The 19,953-nt window shown below is 64.4% G+C and carries 22 protein-coding genes; 14 read left to right on the forward strand and 8 right to left on the reverse strand.

Features of this window, described 5'->3' with window-relative positions; genetic code table 11:
• The first annotated feature begins 29 nt into the window (after positions 1-29).
• Positions 30-716, forward strand: coding sequence for a tRNA (guanine(46)-N(7))-methyltransferase TrmB (gene trmB, locus ACT6QG_RS02815; protein WP_444976080.1), 687 nt, complete (start codon positions 30-32; stop codon positions 714-716).
• Between the two features lie 76 nt (positions 717-792).
• On the opposite strand, the gene ACT6QG_RS02820 is transcribed toward trmB, so the two are convergent.
• From ACT6QG_RS02820 to ACT6QG_RS02830, 3 genes are all read right to left on the reverse strand, one after another.
• The gene (locus tag ACT6QG_RS02820) at positions 793-1,689 is read right to left on the reverse strand and encodes an SDR family oxidoreductase (RefSeq protein WP_444976081.1); all 897 of its coding nucleotides are present in this window, start codon (positions 1,687-1,689) and stop codon (positions 793-795) included.
• Positions 1,690-1,792: 103 nt separating this feature from the next.
• Positions 1,793-2,953, reverse strand: coding sequence for a tRNA epoxyqueuosine(34) reductase QueG (gene queG, locus ACT6QG_RS02825; protein ID WP_444976226.1), 1,161 nt, complete (start codon positions 2,951-2,953; stop codon positions 1,793-1,795).
• Entirely contained in the window at positions 2,950-3,639 is a 690-nt protein-coding gene (locus ACT6QG_RS02830) for a glutathione S-transferase family protein (RefSeq protein WP_444976082.1), read from the reverse strand. Before ACT6QG_RS02830 ends, queG begins: the two co-directional genes overlap by 4 nt.
• Positions 3,640-4,012: 373 nt before the next feature.
• Here ACT6QG_RS02830 and ACT6QG_RS02835 point away from each other — a divergent pair, with 373 nt between their 5' ends.
• The 5 genes from ACT6QG_RS02835 to olsA all read left to right on the forward strand — a co-directional run bounded on the left by ACT6QG_RS02835 (position 4,013) and on the right by olsA (position 7,564).
• Entirely contained in the window at positions 4,013-4,819 is an 807-nt protein-coding gene (locus tag ACT6QG_RS02835) for an undecaprenyl-diphosphate phosphatase (protein ID WP_444976083.1), read from the forward strand.
• Positions 4,820-4,940: 121 nt separating this feature from the next.
• Positions 4,941-5,624, forward strand: coding sequence for a tRNA (adenosine(37)-N6)-threonylcarbamoyltransferase complex dimerization subunit type 1 TsaB (gene tsaB / locus ACT6QG_RS02840; RefSeq protein WP_444976084.1), 684 nt, complete (start codon positions 4,941-4,943; stop codon positions 5,622-5,624).
• Between the two features lie 32 nt (positions 5,625-5,656).
• Entirely contained in the window at positions 5,657-6,103 is a 447-nt protein-coding gene (locus ACT6QG_RS02845; protein WP_444976085.1) for a GNAT family N-acetyltransferase, read from the forward strand.
• Positions 6,104-6,268: 165 nt separating this feature from the next.
• The gene (locus ACT6QG_RS02850) at positions 6,269-6,652 is read left to right on the forward strand and encodes a Fur family transcriptional regulator (protein ID WP_444976227.1); all 384 of its coding nucleotides are present in this window, start codon (positions 6,269-6,271) and stop codon (positions 6,650-6,652) included.
• A gap of 45 nt (positions 6,653-6,697) precedes the next feature.
• Positions 6,698-7,564, forward strand: a complete 867-nt coding sequence (gene olsA, locus ACT6QG_RS02855; RefSeq protein WP_444976086.1) for a lyso-ornithine lipid O-acyltransferase — start codon at positions 6,698-6,700, stop codon at positions 7,562-7,564.
• 228 nt (positions 7,565-7,792) lie between these two features.
• Here olsA and ftsY read toward each other — a convergent pair whose 3' ends face one another.
• The 3 genes from ftsY to dapF form a co-directional block, all read right to left on the reverse strand.
• Positions 7,793-8,734: a signal recognition particle-docking protein FtsY gene (gene ftsY, locus ACT6QG_RS02860; RefSeq protein WP_444976087.1), complete on the reverse strand. Its 942-nt coding sequence runs from the start codon at positions 8,732-8,734 to the stop codon at positions 7,793-7,795.
• A gap of 80 nt (positions 8,735-8,814) precedes the next feature.
• Entirely contained in the window at positions 8,815-10,113 is a 1,299-nt protein-coding gene (gene mtaB / locus ACT6QG_RS02865) for a tRNA (N(6)-L-threonylcarbamoyladenosine(37)-C(2))-methylthiotransferase MtaB (protein ID WP_444976088.1), read from the reverse strand.
• A 1-nt stretch (position 10,114) separates the two neighbouring features.
• Positions 10,115-10,972 (reverse strand): diaminopimelate epimerase, encoded by an 858-nt coding sequence (gene dapF, locus ACT6QG_RS02870; RefSeq protein ID WP_444976089.1) that lies wholly within the window; start codon positions 10,970-10,972, stop codon positions 10,115-10,117.
• A 311-nt stretch (positions 10,973-11,283) separates the two neighbouring features.
• Here dapF and ACT6QG_RS02875 point away from each other — a divergent pair, with 311 nt between their 5' ends.
• From ACT6QG_RS02875 to ACT6QG_RS02885, 3 genes are all read left to right on the forward strand, one after another.
• Positions 11,284-11,946, forward strand: a complete 663-nt coding sequence (locus ACT6QG_RS02875; protein ID WP_444976090.1) for a GyrI-like domain-containing protein — start codon at positions 11,284-11,286, stop codon at positions 11,944-11,946.
• Between the two features lie 167 nt (positions 11,947-12,113).
• Positions 12,114-12,647, forward strand: coding sequence for an RNA 2',3'-cyclic phosphodiesterase (gene thpR / locus ACT6QG_RS02880; RefSeq protein WP_444976228.1), 534 nt, complete (start codon positions 12,114-12,116; stop codon positions 12,645-12,647).
• 155 nt (positions 12,648-12,802) lie between these two features.
• The gene (locus ACT6QG_RS02885) at positions 12,803-13,207 is read left to right on the forward strand and encodes a YkvA family protein (protein ID WP_444976091.1); all 405 of its coding nucleotides are present in this window, start codon (positions 12,803-12,805) and stop codon (positions 13,205-13,207) included.
• 120 nt (positions 13,208-13,327) lie between these two features.
• Here ACT6QG_RS02885 and ACT6QG_RS02890 read toward each other — a convergent pair whose 3' ends face one another.
• On the reverse strand, positions 13,328-14,302 hold the full coding sequence (locus ACT6QG_RS02890; RefSeq protein ID WP_444976092.1) for an NADPH:quinone oxidoreductase family protein: 975 nt from the start codon (positions 14,300-14,302) through the stop codon (positions 13,328-13,330).
• A gap of 356 nt (positions 14,303-14,658) precedes the next feature.
• Here ACT6QG_RS02890 and ACT6QG_RS02895 point away from each other — a divergent pair, with 356 nt between their 5' ends.
• The 4 genes from ACT6QG_RS02895 (at position 14,659) to ACT6QG_RS02910 (ending at position 18,363) form a co-directional block, all read left to right on the forward strand.
• Entirely contained in the window at positions 14,659-15,174 is a 516-nt protein-coding gene (locus ACT6QG_RS02895) for an invasion associated locus B family protein (RefSeq protein ID WP_444976093.1), read from the forward strand.
• A 244-nt stretch (positions 15,175-15,418) separates the two neighbouring features.
• Positions 15,419-16,654: a dual-specificity RNA methyltransferase RlmN gene (rlmN, locus tag ACT6QG_RS02900; protein ID WP_444976094.1), complete on the forward strand. Its 1,236-nt coding sequence runs from the start codon at positions 15,419-15,421 to the stop codon at positions 16,652-16,654.
• Between the two features lie 34 nt (positions 16,655-16,688).
• Positions 16,689-17,279 (forward strand): hypothetical protein, encoded by a 591-nt coding sequence (locus tag ACT6QG_RS02905; protein WP_444976095.1) that lies wholly within the window; start codon positions 16,689-16,691, stop codon positions 17,277-17,279.
• A gap of 238 nt (positions 17,280-17,517) precedes the next feature.
• Complete coding sequence (locus ACT6QG_RS02910) at positions 17,518-18,363, forward strand: chorismate mutase (RefSeq protein WP_444976096.1); 846 nt, start codon at positions 17,518-17,520, stop codon at positions 18,361-18,363.
• 27 nt (positions 18,364-18,390) lie between these two features.
• Here the strand turns inward: ACT6QG_RS02910 and ACT6QG_RS02915 are convergent, their stop codons facing one another.
• Complete coding sequence (locus ACT6QG_RS02915; RefSeq protein ID WP_444976097.1) at positions 18,391-19,410, reverse strand: HAD family hydrolase; 1,020 nt, start codon at positions 19,408-19,410, stop codon at positions 18,391-18,393.
• A gap of 172 nt (positions 19,411-19,582) precedes the next feature.
• Between ACT6QG_RS02915 and ACT6QG_RS02920 the strand changes: the two genes are divergently transcribed.
• Positions 19,583-19,828 carry a hypothetical protein gene (locus ACT6QG_RS02920; protein WP_444976098.1) on the forward strand — a complete coding sequence of 82 codons (246 nt, stop codon included), beginning with the start codon at positions 19,583-19,585 and terminating at the stop codon, positions 19,826-19,828.
• Positions 19,829-19,953: the final 125 nt, after the last annotated feature.

Below are 19,953 nucleotides of genomic sequence, written 5' to 3' on the forward strand. Positions count from 1 at the left end.
TTGCACCGTCTGGATGTTCTGATTCGCCGATGAGCTACGACCCTGAAACTCACGGCGCGTTTTATGGCCGGCGCGTGGGCAAGCCCTTGCGTTCCGCCCAGCAGGCTGCCCTCGAACGGGTCCTGTCGCGCTTTCTTCTCTCGCTGGATGACATTGCCGACCCGCGCGACCTGTTTCCGCAGGCGCCGGATGCCTTGTGGCTGGAAATCGGCTTTGGAGGCGGCGAACATCTGCTGGCCCATGCCGCCCGCGAACCGCAGACCGGCTTTTTCGGCGTGGAGCCCTTCCTCAATGGCATGGCCCGCATGGCGGTGGATCTGGAGCCATGCGGCCTCAGCAATATCCGCCTGTTCAACCATGATGCCGGGTTGCTGCTCGACCGGTTGCCGGATGGCTGCCTGGACGGGGCTGACCTGCTCTATCCCGATCCATGGCCCAAGAAGCGCCACTGGAAGCGCCGCTTCGTGCGGCCGGAGAATCTGGACCGGCTGGCCCGGGTGATCCGCCCCGGCGGCATTTTCCATTTTGCATCGGATGTGCCGCATTATGTCGGCTGGACCCTGGCGGAAATCCGCGCCCATGGGGCATTTGAGTGGACTGCCCAGACCGCGGCCGACTGGACCACGCCCTATCCCCACTGGCCCGGCACCCGTTATGAGGCCAAGGCCCTGCGCGAAGGGCGCATCCCCTCCTATCTCACCTTCATCCGGCGCTGAATGACACAAGGGGCGTGCGCCGCCCCTTGTGGTTTACAAAAAGTTTCATGTGAAACATCGGGACATGGCCCCGGCCCTAGCGCCCCTCTCCGGCCTGTGCCAGCGCGGACAGGCCCGCCTCATAATCCGGATAGGCCAGTTCCACCCCCAGAACCTGTCGCAGCCGGGCATTCGAGACCTTCTTGCTGGAGGCCCAGAAGCTCAGCGCCATCGGGTTCATGGTCCGGGCGGCCTCCTCGAAGGGGATGACCGGGGGTGACGGCAGATTCAGCAGCCGCGCGCCAAAGGCGATCGGGTCTCCGGGCGGCGCCGGGCGATCATCCGTCACATTGAGCAGACCATCAAAGCGCTGGGCCACCACGGCCTCGATCGCGCGGGCAATGTCTTCCACATGGATGCGGTTGAACACCTGCCCCGGCTTGTCGATGATGCGTGCATCACCCGTCCGCAACTGACGCAGCGCATTCCGGCCCGGCCCATAAATGCCCGCCAGCCGCAGAATGGCGACTGGAATGCCATGCGCCTTGCCAAAGGCTGCCCACTGCGCCTCGGCATCCAGACGGCGCTGGAGACGCGGGCTTTCTCCATGGGTGGGGGAGGTTTCATCCACCCAGCCGGACTGATGATCCCCATAGACGCCAAGGGTGGTGAGATAGACCACCTGCTTCACCCTCCCGCGCGCCAGCACATCCCCGGCGCAGCGCAGGACCGGGTCGCCCCGCATGTCGGGCGGGGCGGAAGCCAGCACGATATCGGTCTTTTCCAGAATGGCGGCCAGCTCGTCCGGAAGGCTTTCACCATCGAACAGCAGCGGGCGCACGCCTTCCGGCATGCGGGCCAGCCCTTCGGCTGTGCGGGCGGTGCCCGTGACGGGAGAGAAAAGACCGGGCCGGGTGTTCACCAGATACCGGGCACAATAGCCAAGGCCAAGCGCGGTGAGGGAAAGGGGGGAGTTGGGGGCAGGAGCAGTCATGCCCCCACCATGCCGTTCACGGCGCGGATGAGCAAGGCGACACTCTGCCCGGCCCGCCTTATCCTCGTCGGTGGACCCGTAGGTGAAGCCGGGGATGTCCGGCCTAGCCGGCATCGGGCCAAAGGCCCGCCATCCACTCCTCGCGCACCTCGGGCTCCGGCTCCACCTGCGCGGCCACATGAGCGCGCGCCTCGAACTCCGTCCGCGGCAAAAGCCGGGAAAGCGCCCATACCGCAGCGCCCCGCACAAGCGGCTCCGGATCAGTCAGATGCGTTTCCACCGCATCCACCATCGCGGCATCATCACTATTGCCCATGGCGATCAGGACATTGCGCAGGAAACGGCCGCGCCCGATGCGCTTCACCGGGCTCTTGGTGAAGCGGGCGCGGAAAGCGGCATCATCCAGCGCGGCCAGCTCACGCAGGTCCGGGGCCTCATTCTCGGCGCGCGCGGCCAGCTTCATTTCCTGCCCGGCCTGGGCAAACTTGTTCCAGGGGCAGGCGGCCAGACAATCATCGCACCCATAGATGCGGTTGCCGAGCAGCGGGCGCATCTGGCGCGGGATCTGCCCCTTCAGCTCGATGGTGAGATAGGAAACGCAGCGGCGTGCATCGATGCGGTAGGGCGCGGGAAAGGCATCTGTCGGGCAGGCATCGAGGCAGGCCCGGCATGAGCCGCACCGGTCCTTCTCCCGCGTGCCATAGGGCAGTTCCAGCGTGGTGGAAACCGCCCCCAGAAACAACCAGGAACCGAACTCGCGCGAGACAAGATTGGTGTGCTTGCCCTGCCAGCCCATGCCGCCCGCCTGCGCCAGCGGCTTTTCCATCAGCGGGGCGGTATCCACAAACACCTTCACATCACCCTGCCCGGCGGCGGCCAGCAGGCCCCGGGCCACACGCTTCAGCCGCGCCTTGATCAGCTCGTGATAGTCATCCCCCCGCGCATAAACGGAGATGGCCCCCTTTTCGCGCTGCTCCAGCACGGCGCGCGGGTCTGAATGCGGGCCATAATTGAACCCCAGCATGATGACCGAACGCATCTGCCCCCACAGGGTGAGCGGATCGGATCGCCGGTCCAGCGTCTCCTGCATCCAGCCCATATCGCCATGGGCTCCGCTCGCCACCCAGCCGCGCAGGCGCGCGCCCGCCACCGCTATTGCGCGCGGATCCGCGATCACCATCACGTCAAAGCCTTCGGAACGCGCCAGTTCGCCGATATGCGCCGCCAGTTCCGGGCCGGAAAGGGGAGCGGTGTGTTTCTTCAGAAATCGAGATCCGCATAGGTGCTGGAAGGAGGCATGCCCGCAATGCTTTCCGCCAGCAGGGGCCGGAAGGAGGGGCGCGACTTCATGCGAGCATACCAGTCGCGCGCGTGCTCGTCCTCATCCCAGGGCACATCCCCCAGATAATCCGCCACGGACAGATGCGCTGCCGCGGCAAGGTCCGCCTGGGTCATCTTCTCGCCCGCCAGCCATTTGCGGCCACGCGCCAGCCAGCCGATATATTTGAGGTGATGGCGCAGATTGCTCTTGGCCACGCGCAGGGCCTGCGTATCGGGCGCACCACCGCCCTGGTTGCGGTTCATGTAGCGCTTGTAGATGCGCTCGCGCACCAGCGGCTCGGTCGCCTCCACGAACATCTTCTCGTGAAACCAGCTGGTGAGGCGGCGCACCTCCACCCGCTCGCCCGGATTTTCCGGCAGCAGGCGATGGGGGCTGAGCGCCAGACCCCGCGTTTCATCCAGATATTCGGCAATGATGGTGGCGCCGGGAACAGCATCCACCTGCTCCTCCACGATCACCGGCGTTTCACCAGCCGGATTCAGGGCGAGAAACTCGGGACGACGCTCCCAGACCCGCTCTTCCACCAGCTCCGGCTCAAGCCCGTACTCGGACAGGAGCAGGCGCACGAAACGCGAATGGGGGCAGAAAGGATGATGATGCAGATACATGGGGCAAATTCAGACATCTTCAGCGGGGGCATATGAACCCGCGGGGATAAGGATAGGGATGGTGCGCACCCCGTTGCCGCCATCCATAGAGGCGTATCCTTTCTGTTTGGTTCCCTGCCGGCCATCGGGGGCAGGAAGGGCACCATAGTCCTTTCATCCCCGACATCAACAGCGCCATCCGCGACAGGGCGTGATGCCCTTCCCGGCAGCGGGCGAGCGGGTCTTGCGGGAATGTGCACGGAAAAAGGGGGCAAGTGCGCCGCATTAACGATACGGACATGGCCGGTGGGCATCATGCCCGCAGCTTACGAGGAATCGCGCCCCGCTGCGCCCTTCCCCTCCCTGAACCCGATCATTTCGGAAAACTGTCCCCATGACCATTGGTGATCTGCTCGGCGCCCTCTTCCTCGGCTTGCTGGAAGGCTTTACCGAGTTCATTCCGGTGTCCTCCACCGCCCATATCCTGCTTGCCGGCCATTTCCTCGGCATCGAAAACAATGGCCACACCTTTGAGGTGCTGGTTCAGCTGGGCGCGGTGCTGGCCATCATCACCGTCTATTTCGAGCGCTTCATGCGGGTGGCGAAACAGCTGCCGACCAATCCGGGCGCACGCCGCTTCGTGCTCAGCGTGGTGGTGGCCTTTCTGCCGGCCGCCTTCATCGGCGCATTCGCCCATGGCTTCATCAAGAGCGTGCTGTTCCAGACCCCGGTGCTCATCTGCGTGATGCTCATTCTGGGCGGCATCGTGCTGCTGTTCATTGACCGGCTGGTCTCTGCCCCGCGCTTCAACAATGCCATGGGCCTGCCCTTGCCACTGGCGCTGAAGATCGGCTTCTGCCAGTGCGTGGCGATGATCCCGGGCGTGTCGCGCTCCGGCTCCACCATTGTGGGGGCCATGCTGCTGGGGGTGGACAAGCGGGCGGCGGCCGAATTCTCCTTCTTCCTCGCCCTGCCCACCATGCTGGGCGCCTTCACCTATGACCTCTACAAGAACTACGCCAACCTCACCGCCGATGACGGCATCCAGATCGCGATCGGCTTCGTGGCCGCCTTCTGCGCCGCCGTGGTGGTGGTGCGCGCGCTGCTGGATTTCGTGAGCCGCCATGGTTATGCGCCCTTCGGCTGGTGGCGCATCATCGTCGGCACGCTGGGGCTGGTCGGCCTCATGGTGGCGGGCTGAAACAGGCTCAATATCCGCTGATGACGCCGGGGCCGCATTAACCTTCTGTAAAGGTCATGGGCCGGCCCTCTTCCGTTCCGCGGCGTTTCGGTCAATCGTGAGGGCAAAGGAATTTGCCCTCATGTACATTCTCGCCCTCGATACCGCGCTGGCCGCCTGTTCCGTTGCTGTTCTCGATGTCGAGAAGGACAGCATTCTGGCCGGCGATTCCCTGCTGATGGAGCGCGGACATGCAGAGGCGCTGATTCCGCTGGTCGAGCAGGTGATGACCCATGCCGGAATCAGCTTCGAAAGCCTGTCGCGCATCAGCGTCACGGTTGGCCCGGGCAGCTTCACCGGCTTGCGTGTCGGGCTCTCCGCCGCGCGGGGGCTCGGTCTTACCGTGAACCGTCCGGTGGTCGGGGTCACCACCCTCTCCGCCCTGGCCGCGCCCTATCTTGCCTTTGATGATGCGGTACCGGTGGTCAGCGCCATCGATGCGCGCCACAACCATGTCTATCTCCAGATGTTCGGCCCCGGCGGGCGCACCCTGATCGCCCCGCGCATCACCTCTATCCGGGAGGCGGCGCGGGCGGTTGCCGTGGGGCCGGCGCGTCTTGTGGGTTCAGGCGCGCAACTGCTGGCCGATTCATGGCCGCCGGGCGAGAAGCCCCCCGTTTCGATCGACACCAGCCCGGCGCCGGATGTGGCATGGGTGGCGCGGCTCGGCGCCGTGGCTGATCCCGATACGGCAGAGCCCAAGCCCCTCTATCTGCGCGCACCGGACGCCAAGCCGCAGGACAAGGCGCGAATCGCCCGCAAATGATCTTCCCATTCCTGTTCTGGTGGCCAACACCCATGAGCACGCCCAGCATGCGCGATGCCCGGCCGGATGATGCGGCCGCGCTCGCCCGCCTTCACGCCCATGCCTTCGCGCGGGGATGGGATGCGGAGGAATTCGAGCGCCTTCTGTGCGCCCCGGCTGTGCGCGGCCATGTGATCCGCTCCGGCTGCCAAGGCGGGATTGCCGGATTTGTGCTGTCCAGCCTCGTCCCGCCCGAGGCGGAGATCCTGTCCATCACCATTTCCACACAGGTGCGACGGCAGGGGCTGGGCGCGCAACTTCTCAGGCATCATCTGCACCGGCTGGCCGCCGAGGGTGTCGCCACCTCCTTTCTTGAGGTCGAGGAAGGCAACAAGGCCGCTCTCCGGCTTTATGAACGCTTTGGTTATGAACAGGTTGGCCGGCGCAAGGGCTATTATGGCGCAGGGGCGGATGCACTGATGCTGCGCCGTGACTTCTGAACATCTCCCACAGGTTCGAATGCCTCCAGAGTGCAATTAAATGTCGCGCCCCCTTGCGACACACGCTCCGGGGGGCGATAAGACACCCGGTTCTGGTCCTCTTCGTGGGAGGTGGCATTGAGCGAGCAGCCCAGTTTCATCGAAGAGGCGTGCCTTGCAAAAGGCATGCGCATGACGGAGCAACGCCGTGTGATCGCGCGCGTTCTCTCCGAGGCTGAAGATCATCCGGATGTGGAGGAGCTCCACCGCCGCGCTGTCGCGATCGACGACAACATCTCCATTTCCACCGTGTATCGCACCATGAAGATGCTGGAAGATGCCGGCATTGTGGAGCGTCACGAGTTTGGTGACGGACGGGCGCGCTATGAGCAGGTCTCCGACCAGCATCATGATCATCTCATCGATATCAGCACCGGCAAGGTCATCGAGTTCCAGAATGAGGAAATCGAGCGCCTGCAGGTGGAGATCGCCCGCAAGCTGGGTTACCGCCTGTGCGACCACCGGCTGGAGCTCTATGCCGTGCCGCTGGATCAGGACGAGCAATCCTGATCCTATCGGGGCGGGCCTCCCAAACGGCACAAGGGCGATGACGCCATGAGATCGCCATATGACACCCCATCCGGCCGGAATATTCTGGACGAACTGGTGGGGGAGAAACGCCTTGCCGCGCGCCTGCTGGAGTCCTTCCGCGTGGCGCTGGTCGCGGTGGTCATTCTGGGCGCGACCGCGCTGGGCATTCCGCTGCAATGGCTGGCGCTCAAACTGAAACTGCCTTTCCGGCGCACCATACCGATGCTCTATCACCGCATCCTGCTGGCCTGTCTGGGCGTGCGGGTGAAGGTGGAGGGCACGCCGGAAACCGGACGGCCCCTGCTCATTCTTTCCAACCATTCCTCCTGGCTGGATATTCCGGTTCTCGGCTCGCGCATGCCGCTGTTCTTCGTCGCCAAGAGCGAGGTATCGGACTGGCCGCTGGTGGGGCTGCTCGCCCGTTTCCAGCGCACCGTCTTCGTCGATCGCCAGCGCCGGCAGGCCACCGGAACGGTGAATCGCGAGATTGCCGAACGCCTGAAGGAAGGCGACCCGGTGGTGCTGTTCGCCGAGGGCACCTCCTCTGATGGCAACCGTGTTCTGCCCTTCCGCACTGCCCTTGTCGGCGCCGTGCGTGATGCCTTCGAGGATGTGGACCAGGTGCGCGTGCAGCCGCTTTCCATCGCCTATACCCGTCTTCAGGGCCTGCCGATGGGCCGTCAGCATCGCGCCACCGCCGCATGGTATGGCGATATGGATCTTGCCCCGCATCTGCTGGAAGTGCTGCGGCATGGCGCGATAGATGTGACGATGACATTCGGCCCGCCGCTGGTGCTGGATGCGGACCATGACCGCAAGAGCGTGACCCGCCAGAGCGAGCAGATCGTGCGCCAGCAGCTTTCCGGCACCCTTGCCGGGCGCGGGAACTGACCGACCCGGCGCACGCCCCCTTTTCCGGAATCAAAAGGCTGCATGCCGCGCTGAATCTTGCGCGGAGCGTTGGGAACACTCGGCGTATACAATTATACTGAATTGGGACATCTCCCATCTGGCGCCCCCGCCAGCCCCTGCCCGGCAAGAAAAAAGGCGCGCCCGTCTCCGGTCAGCGCGCCTTGTTCTGTTTTCACGGGCCGGCCCGTACCGGCATCCCGGCCCTGATCAGGACAGGCCGACCAGCGCCCGGGAGAAATCCCGCGCCGTAAAGGGCTGCATGTCCTCCGCCCCCTCGCCAACCCCCACCAGATGCACCGGCAGATGATGCTTGCTGGCGATGGCCACCAGAATGCCGCCACGCGCCGTGCCATCCAGCTTGGTCATCACCAACCCGGTCACACCCGCCACGCGGGTGAACACCTCCACCTGGGACAGGGCGTTCTGGCCAACGGTTGCATCCAGCACCAGAAGCGTGCTGTGCGGGGCTTCCGGCTCCAGCTTCCTGATGACACGGACCACCTTTTCCAGCTCCGCCATCAGTTCGGTGCGGTTCTGCAGGCGGCCGGCGGTGTCGATCAGCAGCACATCGGCACCCTGCTCGCGCGCGGTGACGATGGCATCATGCGCCACACCCGCCGCATCGGCCCCCGGCTCACGCGCGATGACGGTTGCCCCGGTGCGTTCACCCCAGACCTTGAGCTGTTCGATGGCGGCGGCGCGGAAGGTGTCACCGGCGGCCAGAACCACCTTCTTGCCTTCCGCCCGCCACTGGGCGGCCAGCTTGCCGATGGTGGTGGTCTTGCCCGAACCGTTCACGCCCACCATCAGCACGATATAGGGCCGTTTGCTGCCATCCACGACCAGCGGCTGGGCCACGGGCTGGAGAATCTGCTCCACCTCGGCGGCAATGAGCGCCTTCACCTCTTCAGGGTCGATCGCCTGGTCATATCGCCCCTTGGCCACAGCGGCGACGATGCGCACGGCGGTATCGGTCCCCAGATCCGCACGGATGAGGATGTCTTCCAGATCCTCCAGCGTTTCATCATCCAGCTTGCGCTTGGTCACAAGGTCGGTGATGCCCTGGGTCAGGCTGGTCGCGGTGCGCGCCAGCCCGGAAGTGAGGCGCTTCCAGAAGCCCGGTTTCTTGCTGGTATCCTGTTCGCTCATGTCATCCCTGATCTGTCATGCCGAAGGCTGCGGGTGTGCCGCAACCGGAAAAATATCGGCCCGTGGCATGCAAGGCATGCTCAGGCCGCAATCAGCCGTGCGCCATCATGCCCGCTGATGCGCAGGCGGGCCAGTGTTCCCTGCGCCAGAGGCCGCGCAAGACGCACCGGCGTGAAATGCTCCGTATGGCCCCGCCCGCCGGCCTCCACCAGAATGGTGCGCTCGCACCCCATCTGCATGGCCAGATGGCGCAAGAGCAGGCTCTGCCCCACCTCGCGCAGACGCCTTGCCCGGGCATTCACCTCGGCGGGATGCACCTGCGGCATGCGCGCGGCCGGGGTGCCGGAACGGGGCGAATAGGGAAAGACATGCAGGAAGGCCAGCCCCGCCTCTTCCACAAAGGCGAGCGTATTGCGGAACTGGGCCTCCGTCTCGGTGGGAAAACCGGCAATGATGTCCGCCCCCAGAACGAGATCGGGCCGGCGCGCTCTCAGGCCGGCAATGAAATCCAGCGCCTGTGCGCGTGAATGGCGGCGCTTCATCCGCTTGAGCACCAGATCATCCCCCGCCTGCAGGGAAAGATGGAGATGCGGCATCAGCCGCTCTTCCTCCGCCAGCGCCGCCAGCAGGTCCGTATCCGCCTCTATGGCATCGATGGAGGAGAGGCGCAGGCGCTCCAGCTCCGGCACATGGCGCAGCACCGCGCGCACCAGCCGGCCCAGTGTGGGCGCGCCGGGCAGGCCCTCGCCATAGGAGGTCAGGTCCACCCCCGTGAGCACCACCTCGCGGTGGCCGGCCTCCACCAGCCGCCGCACATGATCCACCACCGCCCCCATGGGCACCGAGCGCGAGGGACCGCGACCATAGGGAATGATGCAGAAGGTGCAGCGATGGTCGCAGCCATTCTGCACTTCCACGAATGCGCGGGTATGGCCCTCGAACCGCCCGGCCAGATGCGGGGTCGCCTCACGCACCTCGGCCATATCCTGCACCCGCACGCGCAATTCATCGCTGATGCCGAAATCGAGGCTGCGGCGCACCTCATGCCAGGTATCATTCGAAGTCTTGGCCCCGTTGCCGATGACCAGATCCACCTCGTCCATGGCGGCGAAGGTTTCCGGCTCGGTCTGGGCGGCGCAGCCTGTGACCACCACCCGCAGATGCGGATTGGCGCGCTTGGCCCGGCGGATGGCCTGCCGCGCCTGCCGCACCGCCTCGCTGGTGACGGCGCAACTGTTGATGACCAGAATATTGTCCAGCCCCGCAGCCTGTGCGGCCAGCCGCACGCCGTCGCTTTCCAGCGCATTCAGCCGGCAGCCGAAGGTTTCCACCTGCGGCCGGAGGCGCGCATCCCGCGCGGCGGAAACCGGAGCGGTCATCTCAGCAGGTCTCGTCCAGCATTCCGGGCGAAAGGATGCCGTCGAACTCATGCTCCACCGGGCCGGTCATGAGCACATGGCGATCATGCTCACGCCAGTGGATGTGGAGATCACCTCCCGGCAGGGTGATCCGCGTTTGCCTTCCGGCACGGCCGGTGCGCACGGCATTCACCGCGGCGGCGCAGGCGGCGGTGCCGCAGGCCCGTGTCCGCCCCGCACCGCGCTCCCACACATGGAGCAGGACATGATCCGGCGCGGGGAAACTGGCGAAGGCGATATTGGCCCGCTCGGGAAACAGCGGGTGATGCTCCAGCGCGGCTCCCAGCCCGTCCACATCCACCTTGCCGGCGTCAGGCACGAAGAAGGTGGCGTGCGGATTGCCCATGCTGGCCATCGCCGCCGGGCCCAGGGCCTCGAAGCCGGGCACCGGAACAGCACTTGTATCGCCCACATCATGGGAGAGGGGGATGTCGGCCCAGTCCAGGCGGGGGGCGCCCATGTCCACGCTCACCAGCCCGTCCGGATGAACGGTGCAGTCCAGCAGCCCCGCCGCGCTTTCAAACACCATATGGGAGAGGCCGGTGCGCCCGGCCTCATAGGCGGCGATGCAGCGCGTTCCATTGCCGCAGGCGGAGGATTGCGAGCCGTCATTGTTCAGGATGCGCACAAAGGCGACCGTATCCGCCCGCTTCGGAGGATAAAGCACCATCGCCTGATCGAAAGGCAGCACATGCCGGCGGGCCAGCGCGCGGGCGGCGGCGGGTGTCATCTCCACCGGATTCTCGCGCAGATCCAGCACGAGAATCTCGTTGCCGAGACCATTCATCTTCACAAAGGGGCGATGGGCAAGCGGGTCCATCGGGCATGTCCTGCAAGCGGCTGGCAGCCATGGGCAAAAGGGCGCTCTCGCGAGCGCCCGCGTTCCCGCCCTATATGGACCCGCCAGAGGCAACACGCCACCCTTGAGACGCATTCGCCACAGCCCCACATTCTTCACAGCATGAGCTAGCCACCCTGTTCGAAAATGCTCTAAAGCCTGTCAGGATGCCGGTGGGTCAAGCTGCGTGTGCAGGACGGCAAGGAGAGCGTGGCCTGGAGGGGCTCAGCATGACGGATCTGAGGCGGCATAAAGTGGCGGGCCCTTTCCTGCGCCGGCAGACCCGGCCTCTCATGGCGGGTCTTCTACTTGGCGCCCTGGCCTGCCCGGCGCTGGCGGCGGCGCCGGCCATTCCGCACAACCCCATGATGCATATGGATGCAATTCAGCTTGCGGCTGTCTCGACCCTGCCGGAAAACGAGGGCTTCACCGCCCCGCCCATGGTGGACCCCAGAACGGTGGAGACCCAGCCTCTCGCCCCTTCCGACCCCCATGCCTTCCGCCCGGTTGAGACCACGCTCGACCCCCTGCCCGTTCTGGTCCTGAGCGGCACCGCAAGCTGGGACGATGCCTATGATTCGCTGGTCAAGGCCTTTCGCACCCTGGATGAGGAGCGCGAGAAGCTCGGCCTCAAGCGCGCGGGGGAGCAGATCGTCGTCTACCAGTCCAGCGATGAGAACGGATTCGAGTTCGAGGCCCAGCTGCCCTTTTCCGGCGCGACCACCGGCAAGCCGTCCGGCAATATCCGCCTTGGCGCATCCCATGCCGGAAAGGTGTTCATCTTCCGCCATAACGGCTCCTTCGCCGATATGGACAACACCTATGAGCTGATCGCCAACTATCTCGACGAGAAGAATGTCGAGGCCAAGGACCTGTATCTGGAGCGCTACCGCACAGATCTTGTCACCAGCCGCCCCGAGGCGCTGGAAATAGAGGTGATTGTTCCCGCCCCCTGAGAGGCATGGCCCCGGGCACAAGAACCGGGGATGATGGGCGAACAGTCTTTCAACCCTCACATGAATGGGCTTTGATGGCCAAAGGTGCCGGCATGGAGGCTGGCCCGCAGCCGCCCGAGGGCGGAACGGGCCGGGCCATCTGCCGGATGCGTCTTGCGGAGGTCAGCATGCCACGCCTGTTTACCGCCATCGAAATCCCGCCCCCGGTGGGACAGGGGCTTTCCTTCCTGCGGGGCGGCCTTTCCGGCGCACGCTGGATCGATCCGGAAAACTACCATGTCACCCTGCGCTTCATCGGCGATGTGGATGATGCCACCGCCCGCGATGTGATGGACGAGCTGGGCGCCGTTCGCCGGCCGGCCTTCGATCTGGAGCTGGCCGGGCTGGACCAGTTTGGCGGGCGCAAGCCGCGATCACTCTTTGCCGCCGTGCGCAACAACCCTGCCTTGCTGGAATTGCAGGCCGAGCAGGAACGCCGCCTCCAGCGCATGGGTCTGGAAGCCGAGGGCCGCAATTTCAAACCCCATGTCACCCTTGCCCGGCTGCGGGAGACATCGCCCCGGCAGGTGGCGGATTATCTTGCCATGCGAGGGCCTTACCACAGCATGCCCTTTACCGTTCCACGCTTTGTCCTGTTCTCGTCCCGCAATTCCGTGGGGGGTGGCCCCTATCTGGTGGAGGCGGTTTATCCGCTGGGATGAAGGGGCTTTCGCCTGCCGGAGTTTTTTAGAATGGCTATTAATTGCAGCCCGTCTCTTGACGCAGGGCGCTCAAATTCCTTTCTCTAGGTTGCAGAAGTCAGCCAGATCAGGACAGCGCCTGTGCCGCCCCCATATCTGGCGCGATGGTGTGGACCATGAGCAATCTGAATACCGCTTCGATCAATGCGCTGGAATGGAAGAGCCTGGCCGGAGACGACGGAAAACGCGCTTCGGACAATGAGAAGAAGGTGCGTCGCGGCTTCTGGAAGAAGCTGCAGCGCTCCGCCACCCATGTGCCGTTCGCGCAGGATGCCATTGCCGCCTATTACGCCGCCTTCGACAAGAGCACACCCCTGAAGGTGCGCGCGGCCCTGCTCGGCACGCTGGCCTATTTCATCATGCCGGTGGACGCCATTCCCGACGTTCTGCCGATCGTCGGCTACAGCGATGACGCGGCCCTGCTGCTGGGCACGCTGCGCATGCTGACCGATCATATCAACCCGCTCCACCATTCCGCCGCGCAGGATGCGCTGGAGGGACTGCGCCGGGCCGATCTGTGATCCGCACCCGCACAGGGCATGCAGGTCCGGGCCTTCCGGCCTGATGACCCGTTCAGGAATTCGAAAGCCGGCACGCCTCACGCGCCGGCTTTTTTCATGTTTCATCGCGGCCCGGAAAGCTCACACGGTGAGCACCACCTTGCCCTTCACCCGGCGGCCGGCGATCTCGCCCAATGCGGCGGCACACTCTTCCAGCGGGAAGGTGGAATCCACATGGGCGGAAATCTTCTTCTCCCGCGCATAGGCCATGAGCAGCTCCGCGGTCTCCTTCAGCCAGAGCGGATTGTTGCGGGCCTGCGGGCCAAAGACGACACCGCGTGCATCGCAGTTCTTCAGCAGCAGCAGATTGAGCGGAATGCGGGGAATCTCCCCGGCGGCGAAACCCACCACCAGATAGCGCCCGAGCGAGCCAAGCGCCCGCAAGGCCGGCTCGGCATAGGGGCCGCCCACCGGATCGAACACCATGTCCAGCCCCTTGCCGCCGCCAAATGCCTTCAGGCCGGCCTTCAGGTCCTGCGTGCTGTAATTGAGGCCCTCATCAGCCCCGTGGGCACGGGCAAAGTCCAGCTTCTCCTGCGAGGAGGCGCAGGCGATGACCCGCGCGCCCATCGCCTTGCCCAGCTCCACCGCGGCCAGCCCCACACCGCCCGATGCCCCCAGCACCGCCAGCGTCTCCCCCGCCTTCAGCTCCCCCCTTTCACGCAGCGCATAAAGGGAGGTGCCATAGGTCACGGTCAATCCGGCGGCGGTCACGAAATCCAGATCATCCGGCATGCGGGCCAGCAGGCTGGTGGCGGCGATGATCTTTTCCCGGGCGGCCCCATAGGTCACATAGCCGCAGACCCGGTCCCCAAGCGCGAAATCGCTGACCCCCGGCCCCAGCTCCTCCACCTCGCCGGAAAACTCCGCGCCGGGGGAAAAGGGCAGCTCCGGCTTCACCTGATACTTGTCGCGAATGATGAGCGTATCGAAGAAGTTGAGGCCCACGGCGCGCACCTTCACGCGCACCTCTCCCGCCCCCGGCCGGGGATCGGGCAGCTCCACGATCCGCAACTGTTCGGCCGGGCCATGCTGCTCACACATCACTGCTTTCATACGCCTGTTCCTCCCCCTGCCCAGACCCCTCCGTCTGGTGACCAATGGTTAACCCAACGGGTAGATTGTGCAGTCCCGGGAAGGTCGTCCAGCCTCTTGTCCAATTTCGCCGCAAAGTCTTGCGAGTGCTCACTCGCGCTGTTGCGGGCGATGATGGTCGAAGGGGTCTTCACTCCGAGAATCGCTTATTTCGCAGTGGTTCACGGATTGAGGTGGACGGAAGCCTTGGTCTAAGAAAAGCCCAAGGCGCGCCCGCCCTTAATTTTCGTCCGCCTCGATCGCTAAAACGCGGCGCACAGGCTCTGAACCTCAATTCCGGTCACCCGTCCATGCGGGTCCGGCGAAAAGGAGAAGCCATGGCACCTCGTCATGTCCGTCCGACGCTCCTGGGTATTTGTCTTGCTTTCCTTGCTGCGGCTCCCGCCATGGCCCAGGGGCAATCCAAGCCCGTCGCCCAGTTTGGTGACTGGAGCGTGTATGTTTCCACCGGCAGCCCGAAGGTTTGCTACGCCATCACGCAGCCCAAGACGCGCGCACCTGCCGGCCTCAACCGGGACCCGGCCTATCTCTTCGTTTCCACCCGCCCGGGTGAGAAGGTGAAGGATGAGGTCAGCTTCACGGTCGGCTATCCGATGCGGGCCAATAGCGAGGCGACCGTGAAGGTCGGCTCCTTCAGCCTTCAGCTCTATACGAAGGACCGTGGCGCGTGGGTGCGCAATGTGTCTGACGAAGGGCGGCTGGTGGCGGCCATGCGTGGTGGCAGGGATCTGGTCTTCAGCGGCACATCCGGCCGTGGCAATGTCACCACCGATACCTACTCCCTGAACGGCGTCTCCGCCGCTCTGGACCGGGCAACGCGTGAGTGCCGCTGACCGGCTGAAACCCGCTTGCAGGCCTGGCTGTCGGAGCCCGGCCTGACGGCAAGACAAGGCATCCGGAGCGTTTCGCCGTCTCAACGGGGCAGCGAAACGCTCCAGCCTTTTGCGGGGCCGGCCTTTGCCTCATGCCGCCGCGAAACCATGGCGCAGAGGCTGGATCAGGCATCTGCGCGCCAATCTGCACCCTTGTGCATGCTTGGCATGGAAAGATGCCGCAATCGGCAGTATGTATGCAGCCATGAGCGCTGCCCCTGACCTTGCCACCGCTGGCCTTGCCATGACTGAAACCGTTCCCCAGCCCGCCCCGCAGGCTGAACTGCCTTCCCTGGCTGGCCTCAGCCGCGCGCGGCTTGCCGAGGCGATGGCCGCCATTGGCGTGAGCGAGCGTGAAACGCGCATGCGCGTGAACCAGCTCTGGCACTGGATCTATCTGCGCGGGGCCACCGATTTTGCGGAGATGACCAACGTCTCCAAGCATCTGCGCGCGAAGCTGGCCGAGCATTACACACTGGCGCGGCCGCAGATCGTGATGGAGCAGGTCTCGCAGGATGGCACCCGCAAATGGCTGCTGCGCTTCCCGGCCGACCATCCCGGCGAGCGGCCGCACGATATCGAGGCGGTCTATATCCCCGAGAGCGATCGCGGCACGCTGTGCGTCTCCAGCCAGGTGGGCTGCACGCTCAACTGCTCCTTCTGCCACACCGGCACCCAGCGCCTTGTGCGCAACCTCACCGCCGCCGAGATCGTGGCGCAGGTGATGGTGGCGCGGGACAGGCTGGGCGATTATCCCGGCCAGCAGCGCGCCGTCGGCCCCGGCCTGCCCACCGAGGGTGACCGGCTGGTGACGAACATCGTGTTCATGGGCATGGGCGAGCCGCTCTATGCCTATGACAGCGTGGCCGAGGCTATCGAGATCCTTTCCGACGGCGACGGGCTGGGTCTCGGCAAGCGCCGCATCACCGTTTCCACCTCCGGCGTGGTGCCGCAGATCGAGCAGCTTGGCCGCGAGGTCGGGCCCATGCTCGCCATCTCGCTGCATGCGGTGCGCGATGACCTGCGCGATGTGCTGGTGCCGATCAACAAGAAGTATCCCATCAAGGCGCTCATGGATGCCTGCCGCACCTATCCGGCGGCCTCCAACGCCAAGCGCATCACCTTTGAGTATGTGATGCTGAAGGGGGTGAACGATTCCCCCGCCGATGCCCGCGCGCTGGTGAAGCTGCTGGAAGGGGTGCCGGCGAAGATCAACCTCATCCCCTTCAACCCCTGGCCCGGCACGCAGTATGAATGCTCGGACTGGGACACCATCGAGCGCTTCTCGGACATCGTGTTCCGTGCCGGCTATGCCAGCCCCGTGCGCACCCCGCGCGGGCGCGATATTCTGGCCGCCTGCGGGCAGCTCAAGAGCGAGAGCGAGAAGCTTTCCGCCCGTGAGCGCCTCGCCTTTCGCGCCATGGCTGCCGCGGGTGAATGAGAGCGGGCTTGCGCCCCTCCCGAAGGATAAGGGTGTGAGACAGCGCACAGGCCCCGACCCCATAGACTCGCTGCTGCGACTGCTGCTGCGCTTCTTTCTGGTGCCGGTCGGCTATTTTCTGGCGGTGCTGGCGGGTGCGGCTGTCATCGTCATCGGTGAATGGCAGGTGGGCAGCCTCTTCCAGACCCAGATGCCCGATGAGCTGATGATGGGCATCATGCTGGCCACCGTCACCTCGGTTGGCCTGCTGGTGGTTCTGCTGTCCTCCATGTGGCTGGTGGCGGCGGTGGGCATTCTGTTTGCGGAACTGTTCGCTGTGCGCTCGTGGATTTTCCATGCCGCCAATGGTGTGGTTTCGGCATGGATCGGCGCACAGCTTCCCGGTGAGGTGTTGGTGAACGGGCAGGTTGATCCGGCCGCCGTGGTTGGCAATCCGCTTTATGTGATTGCCGCGGGATTGGCGGGCGGGCTGGTCTACTGGCTGGTTGCCGGTTCAAGCGCCGGCTTTTACAAGCCTGTCCTGCGTTCTGCACGCATGGCGGCCGAAGCCCGCCGCACTCCATCTCACCCCCCTGCCCCACCGCAGGAACAGTCCCCGCGTAAGGAAGACCGCCCGGAGGGATAAGCATTCCGAGGAAATAATAGCTGGCTAACTATTGTATTTTGCCGGCACAGTGATGTCATCGCACATGCATCCGGTACGCCAAGCCGGATCTTTGGTCCCATTCCGGCACACTGCGGGAACAGGCGGAGACCGCCCCGTGATGCACCCATGACGGGTGATCCCGCGACATTTCCCTGATCTTCTCTTTGATCTTCGCGCCCATTCCCGTTAAGCCTCGCGCTTCACCCGGTGAACGGCCATGACCAAAGATACAACTTCCATCTCCCTCGCCGATCTTCGCGCCGAGATCGATCGCATCGACGAGACCATGCACCATCTCCTGATGGAGCGCAGCGAGATCATCGACCGGCTGGTTGCGGTGAAGCGCGGCGCATCGGAAGGCTCGGCCTTTCGCCCCGCCCGCGAGGCGGACATGATGCGCCGTCTGGTGGAGCGCCATCACGGCCTGTTGCCGCTGGATACGGTGGAAAGCATCTGGCGGGTCATCATCGCCACCTTCACCTATGTGCAGGCGCCCTACAGCGTGCATGCGGACCTTGAGGTCGGCGAGCCGGCAATGCGGGACAGCGCCCGCTTCCATTTCGGCTTCACCGTACCCTTCGTGCCGCATATGAGCGCCGGTGCGGTGATTGCCGCCGTGGCCGCTTCCACCGGAGATCTGGGTCTGCTGCCCGCCACGGCCGGCACGGGCGCCCCATGGTGGAGCGCGCTGGAAGGGGAAGGCGCGCCCAAGATCATCGCCCGCCTGCCTTTTGTGGAACGGGCGGACCACCCCGCCGGCTTGCCGGTGTTCGTGGTTTCACACCCCATTCGGGATGCGGCCGTGCGCGAGGTGGAGCTGTTCTCCCTGCGGGTTTCCGGCTGGAACGCCGCTGTCTCCCACGCTTTGCCCGCCAGCATGGATGTGCTGGTGGCCCCCGATGTGGCGCTGGATGGGGCAGCTCTTCTGCTCTCCGTTCCGCCCGGTCGTCAGGTGCAGGAGGCGGAAGCTGCCCTGAAGGCGGCCGGTGCCGGCCTGCGCAGCCTGGAACATGTGGGCAGCCATGCCGCCATCCACCGGGTGGAGAATGGCGGCACGGCATAAGCAGGACCGGGTCTTGGCCCGGACCATTCATTCCTTCGGGAAGATGGTCTTCCAGTCATCCTTCATGTGAATGACATTCCAGCCGCTGTTATTGGCCTGATCCAGCAGCGCCTGGGTGAAGGTGCCAACCCGGGTATCCGGCAGCCCATCGGCCGGGCCATAGGCATATTCGCGCACCGGATCATCATGAAGCACCAGCATCATGAGGCGGCGGTCATCCCCGGCGGCGGTCCATTCCAGCATCTGCTGGTCTCCGGTTGAATTGCCGAAGGATGCGATGGGACGCAGGCCGATATGGGAATTGATGCCCACCGGCTTGCCGCCGAAATCGTTCAGGAACTCCAGATCGGCAAGCCGCAGCAGTTCCGGCTTGCCATCCACGAGCCTGAACTCGGTCTTGATGGCGGTGCCCACCACCTGCTCCGGGGGAATATTATAGACCTTCCCGGTCCAGGGGCGCATGAACTCGACAGTGCCGCCGGAAACGATATAGGTCTTGAAGTCATTGTCCTGCAGATAGCGGATGACTTCCAGCATCGGCTGATAGACCAGCTCGGTATAGGGCCGCTTGAAGCGCGGATGCCTTGCCTCGGCGATCCATGCCGTCACGATCTTCTCGAATTCCGCGGTGCTCATGCCGGCATGGGTGACGGCGATGATCTCCTTGATCCCGTCCATCCCGATATTTCTGATGCCCTCCATATTGCCTTCCAGAATGGACTTGAACGGCTCGGTCGTCTTCCATTCAGGATGTTGGGGGGCAAGGGCCCTCACCCGGTCGAGAGCGAAGACGATCTCGGTATAGACGGGATGCTCAACCCAGAGCGTGCCATCATTGTCGAAGGTCGCGATGCGTGCGGATGGCGGCACATATTCCCCGCCATCCTTGTCCGTGACCGCCTTGACGAAATCGATGATGGCGGCCTTGCGCGGGCCCTCGTTCCATGAGGGCAGCGGATCTTCCTGCGCCATGGCGGGGAAGACAAGGGCAAGGGCCATGGCCGTCGGAAGCAAGAGATGGCGGGCAATTTCAGACAAGACCTTCATCCTGTTTCTCCTGTTTGTCGATCCGTCCTCATCGGCATGGCTGGAGACAGCCCTTGCCCTGAGAAGCAATTGAGATTCAGTTGCCGGGTGTGCTCATGGTGCTTGTGCCTGTAATCAGGTACTGAACTTTCCTGCACGGAAACATGAGACCGGCAGGATTCAACAGGATAATATGGTTGATATGCTCCCTGTCCTTGAACAGGCGCACAGTTTCAGCATCCGCGGGAGCCGCCGCACAATTGCAGAACTGGATATAACGGCAAATCTCCTTCATCGCTACATCAGTGATATTATGGCCGGTATCATCGAACAGATGATATATCACCCTGCGATGCCGGCGTTTTTCCAGCGCTCCATTGCCGGCGCCTCCCTCTGGCGCCATGCGCAGGCAAGGCCTGATGGCAGGCTGCGCGGATGAACCGCAAGGGCGCTTGCAGCATGGATCATGTAAATGCCGTGACGCACGTAAATATAGGTGAATATGCGCTCTTGCGGGTGTATGTCGCCACAGGTGAGGCCCCCGCATGTCTGAAGCCGGGGTCT

Source organism: Haloleucobacter ellipsoideus, assembly GCF_052491725.1.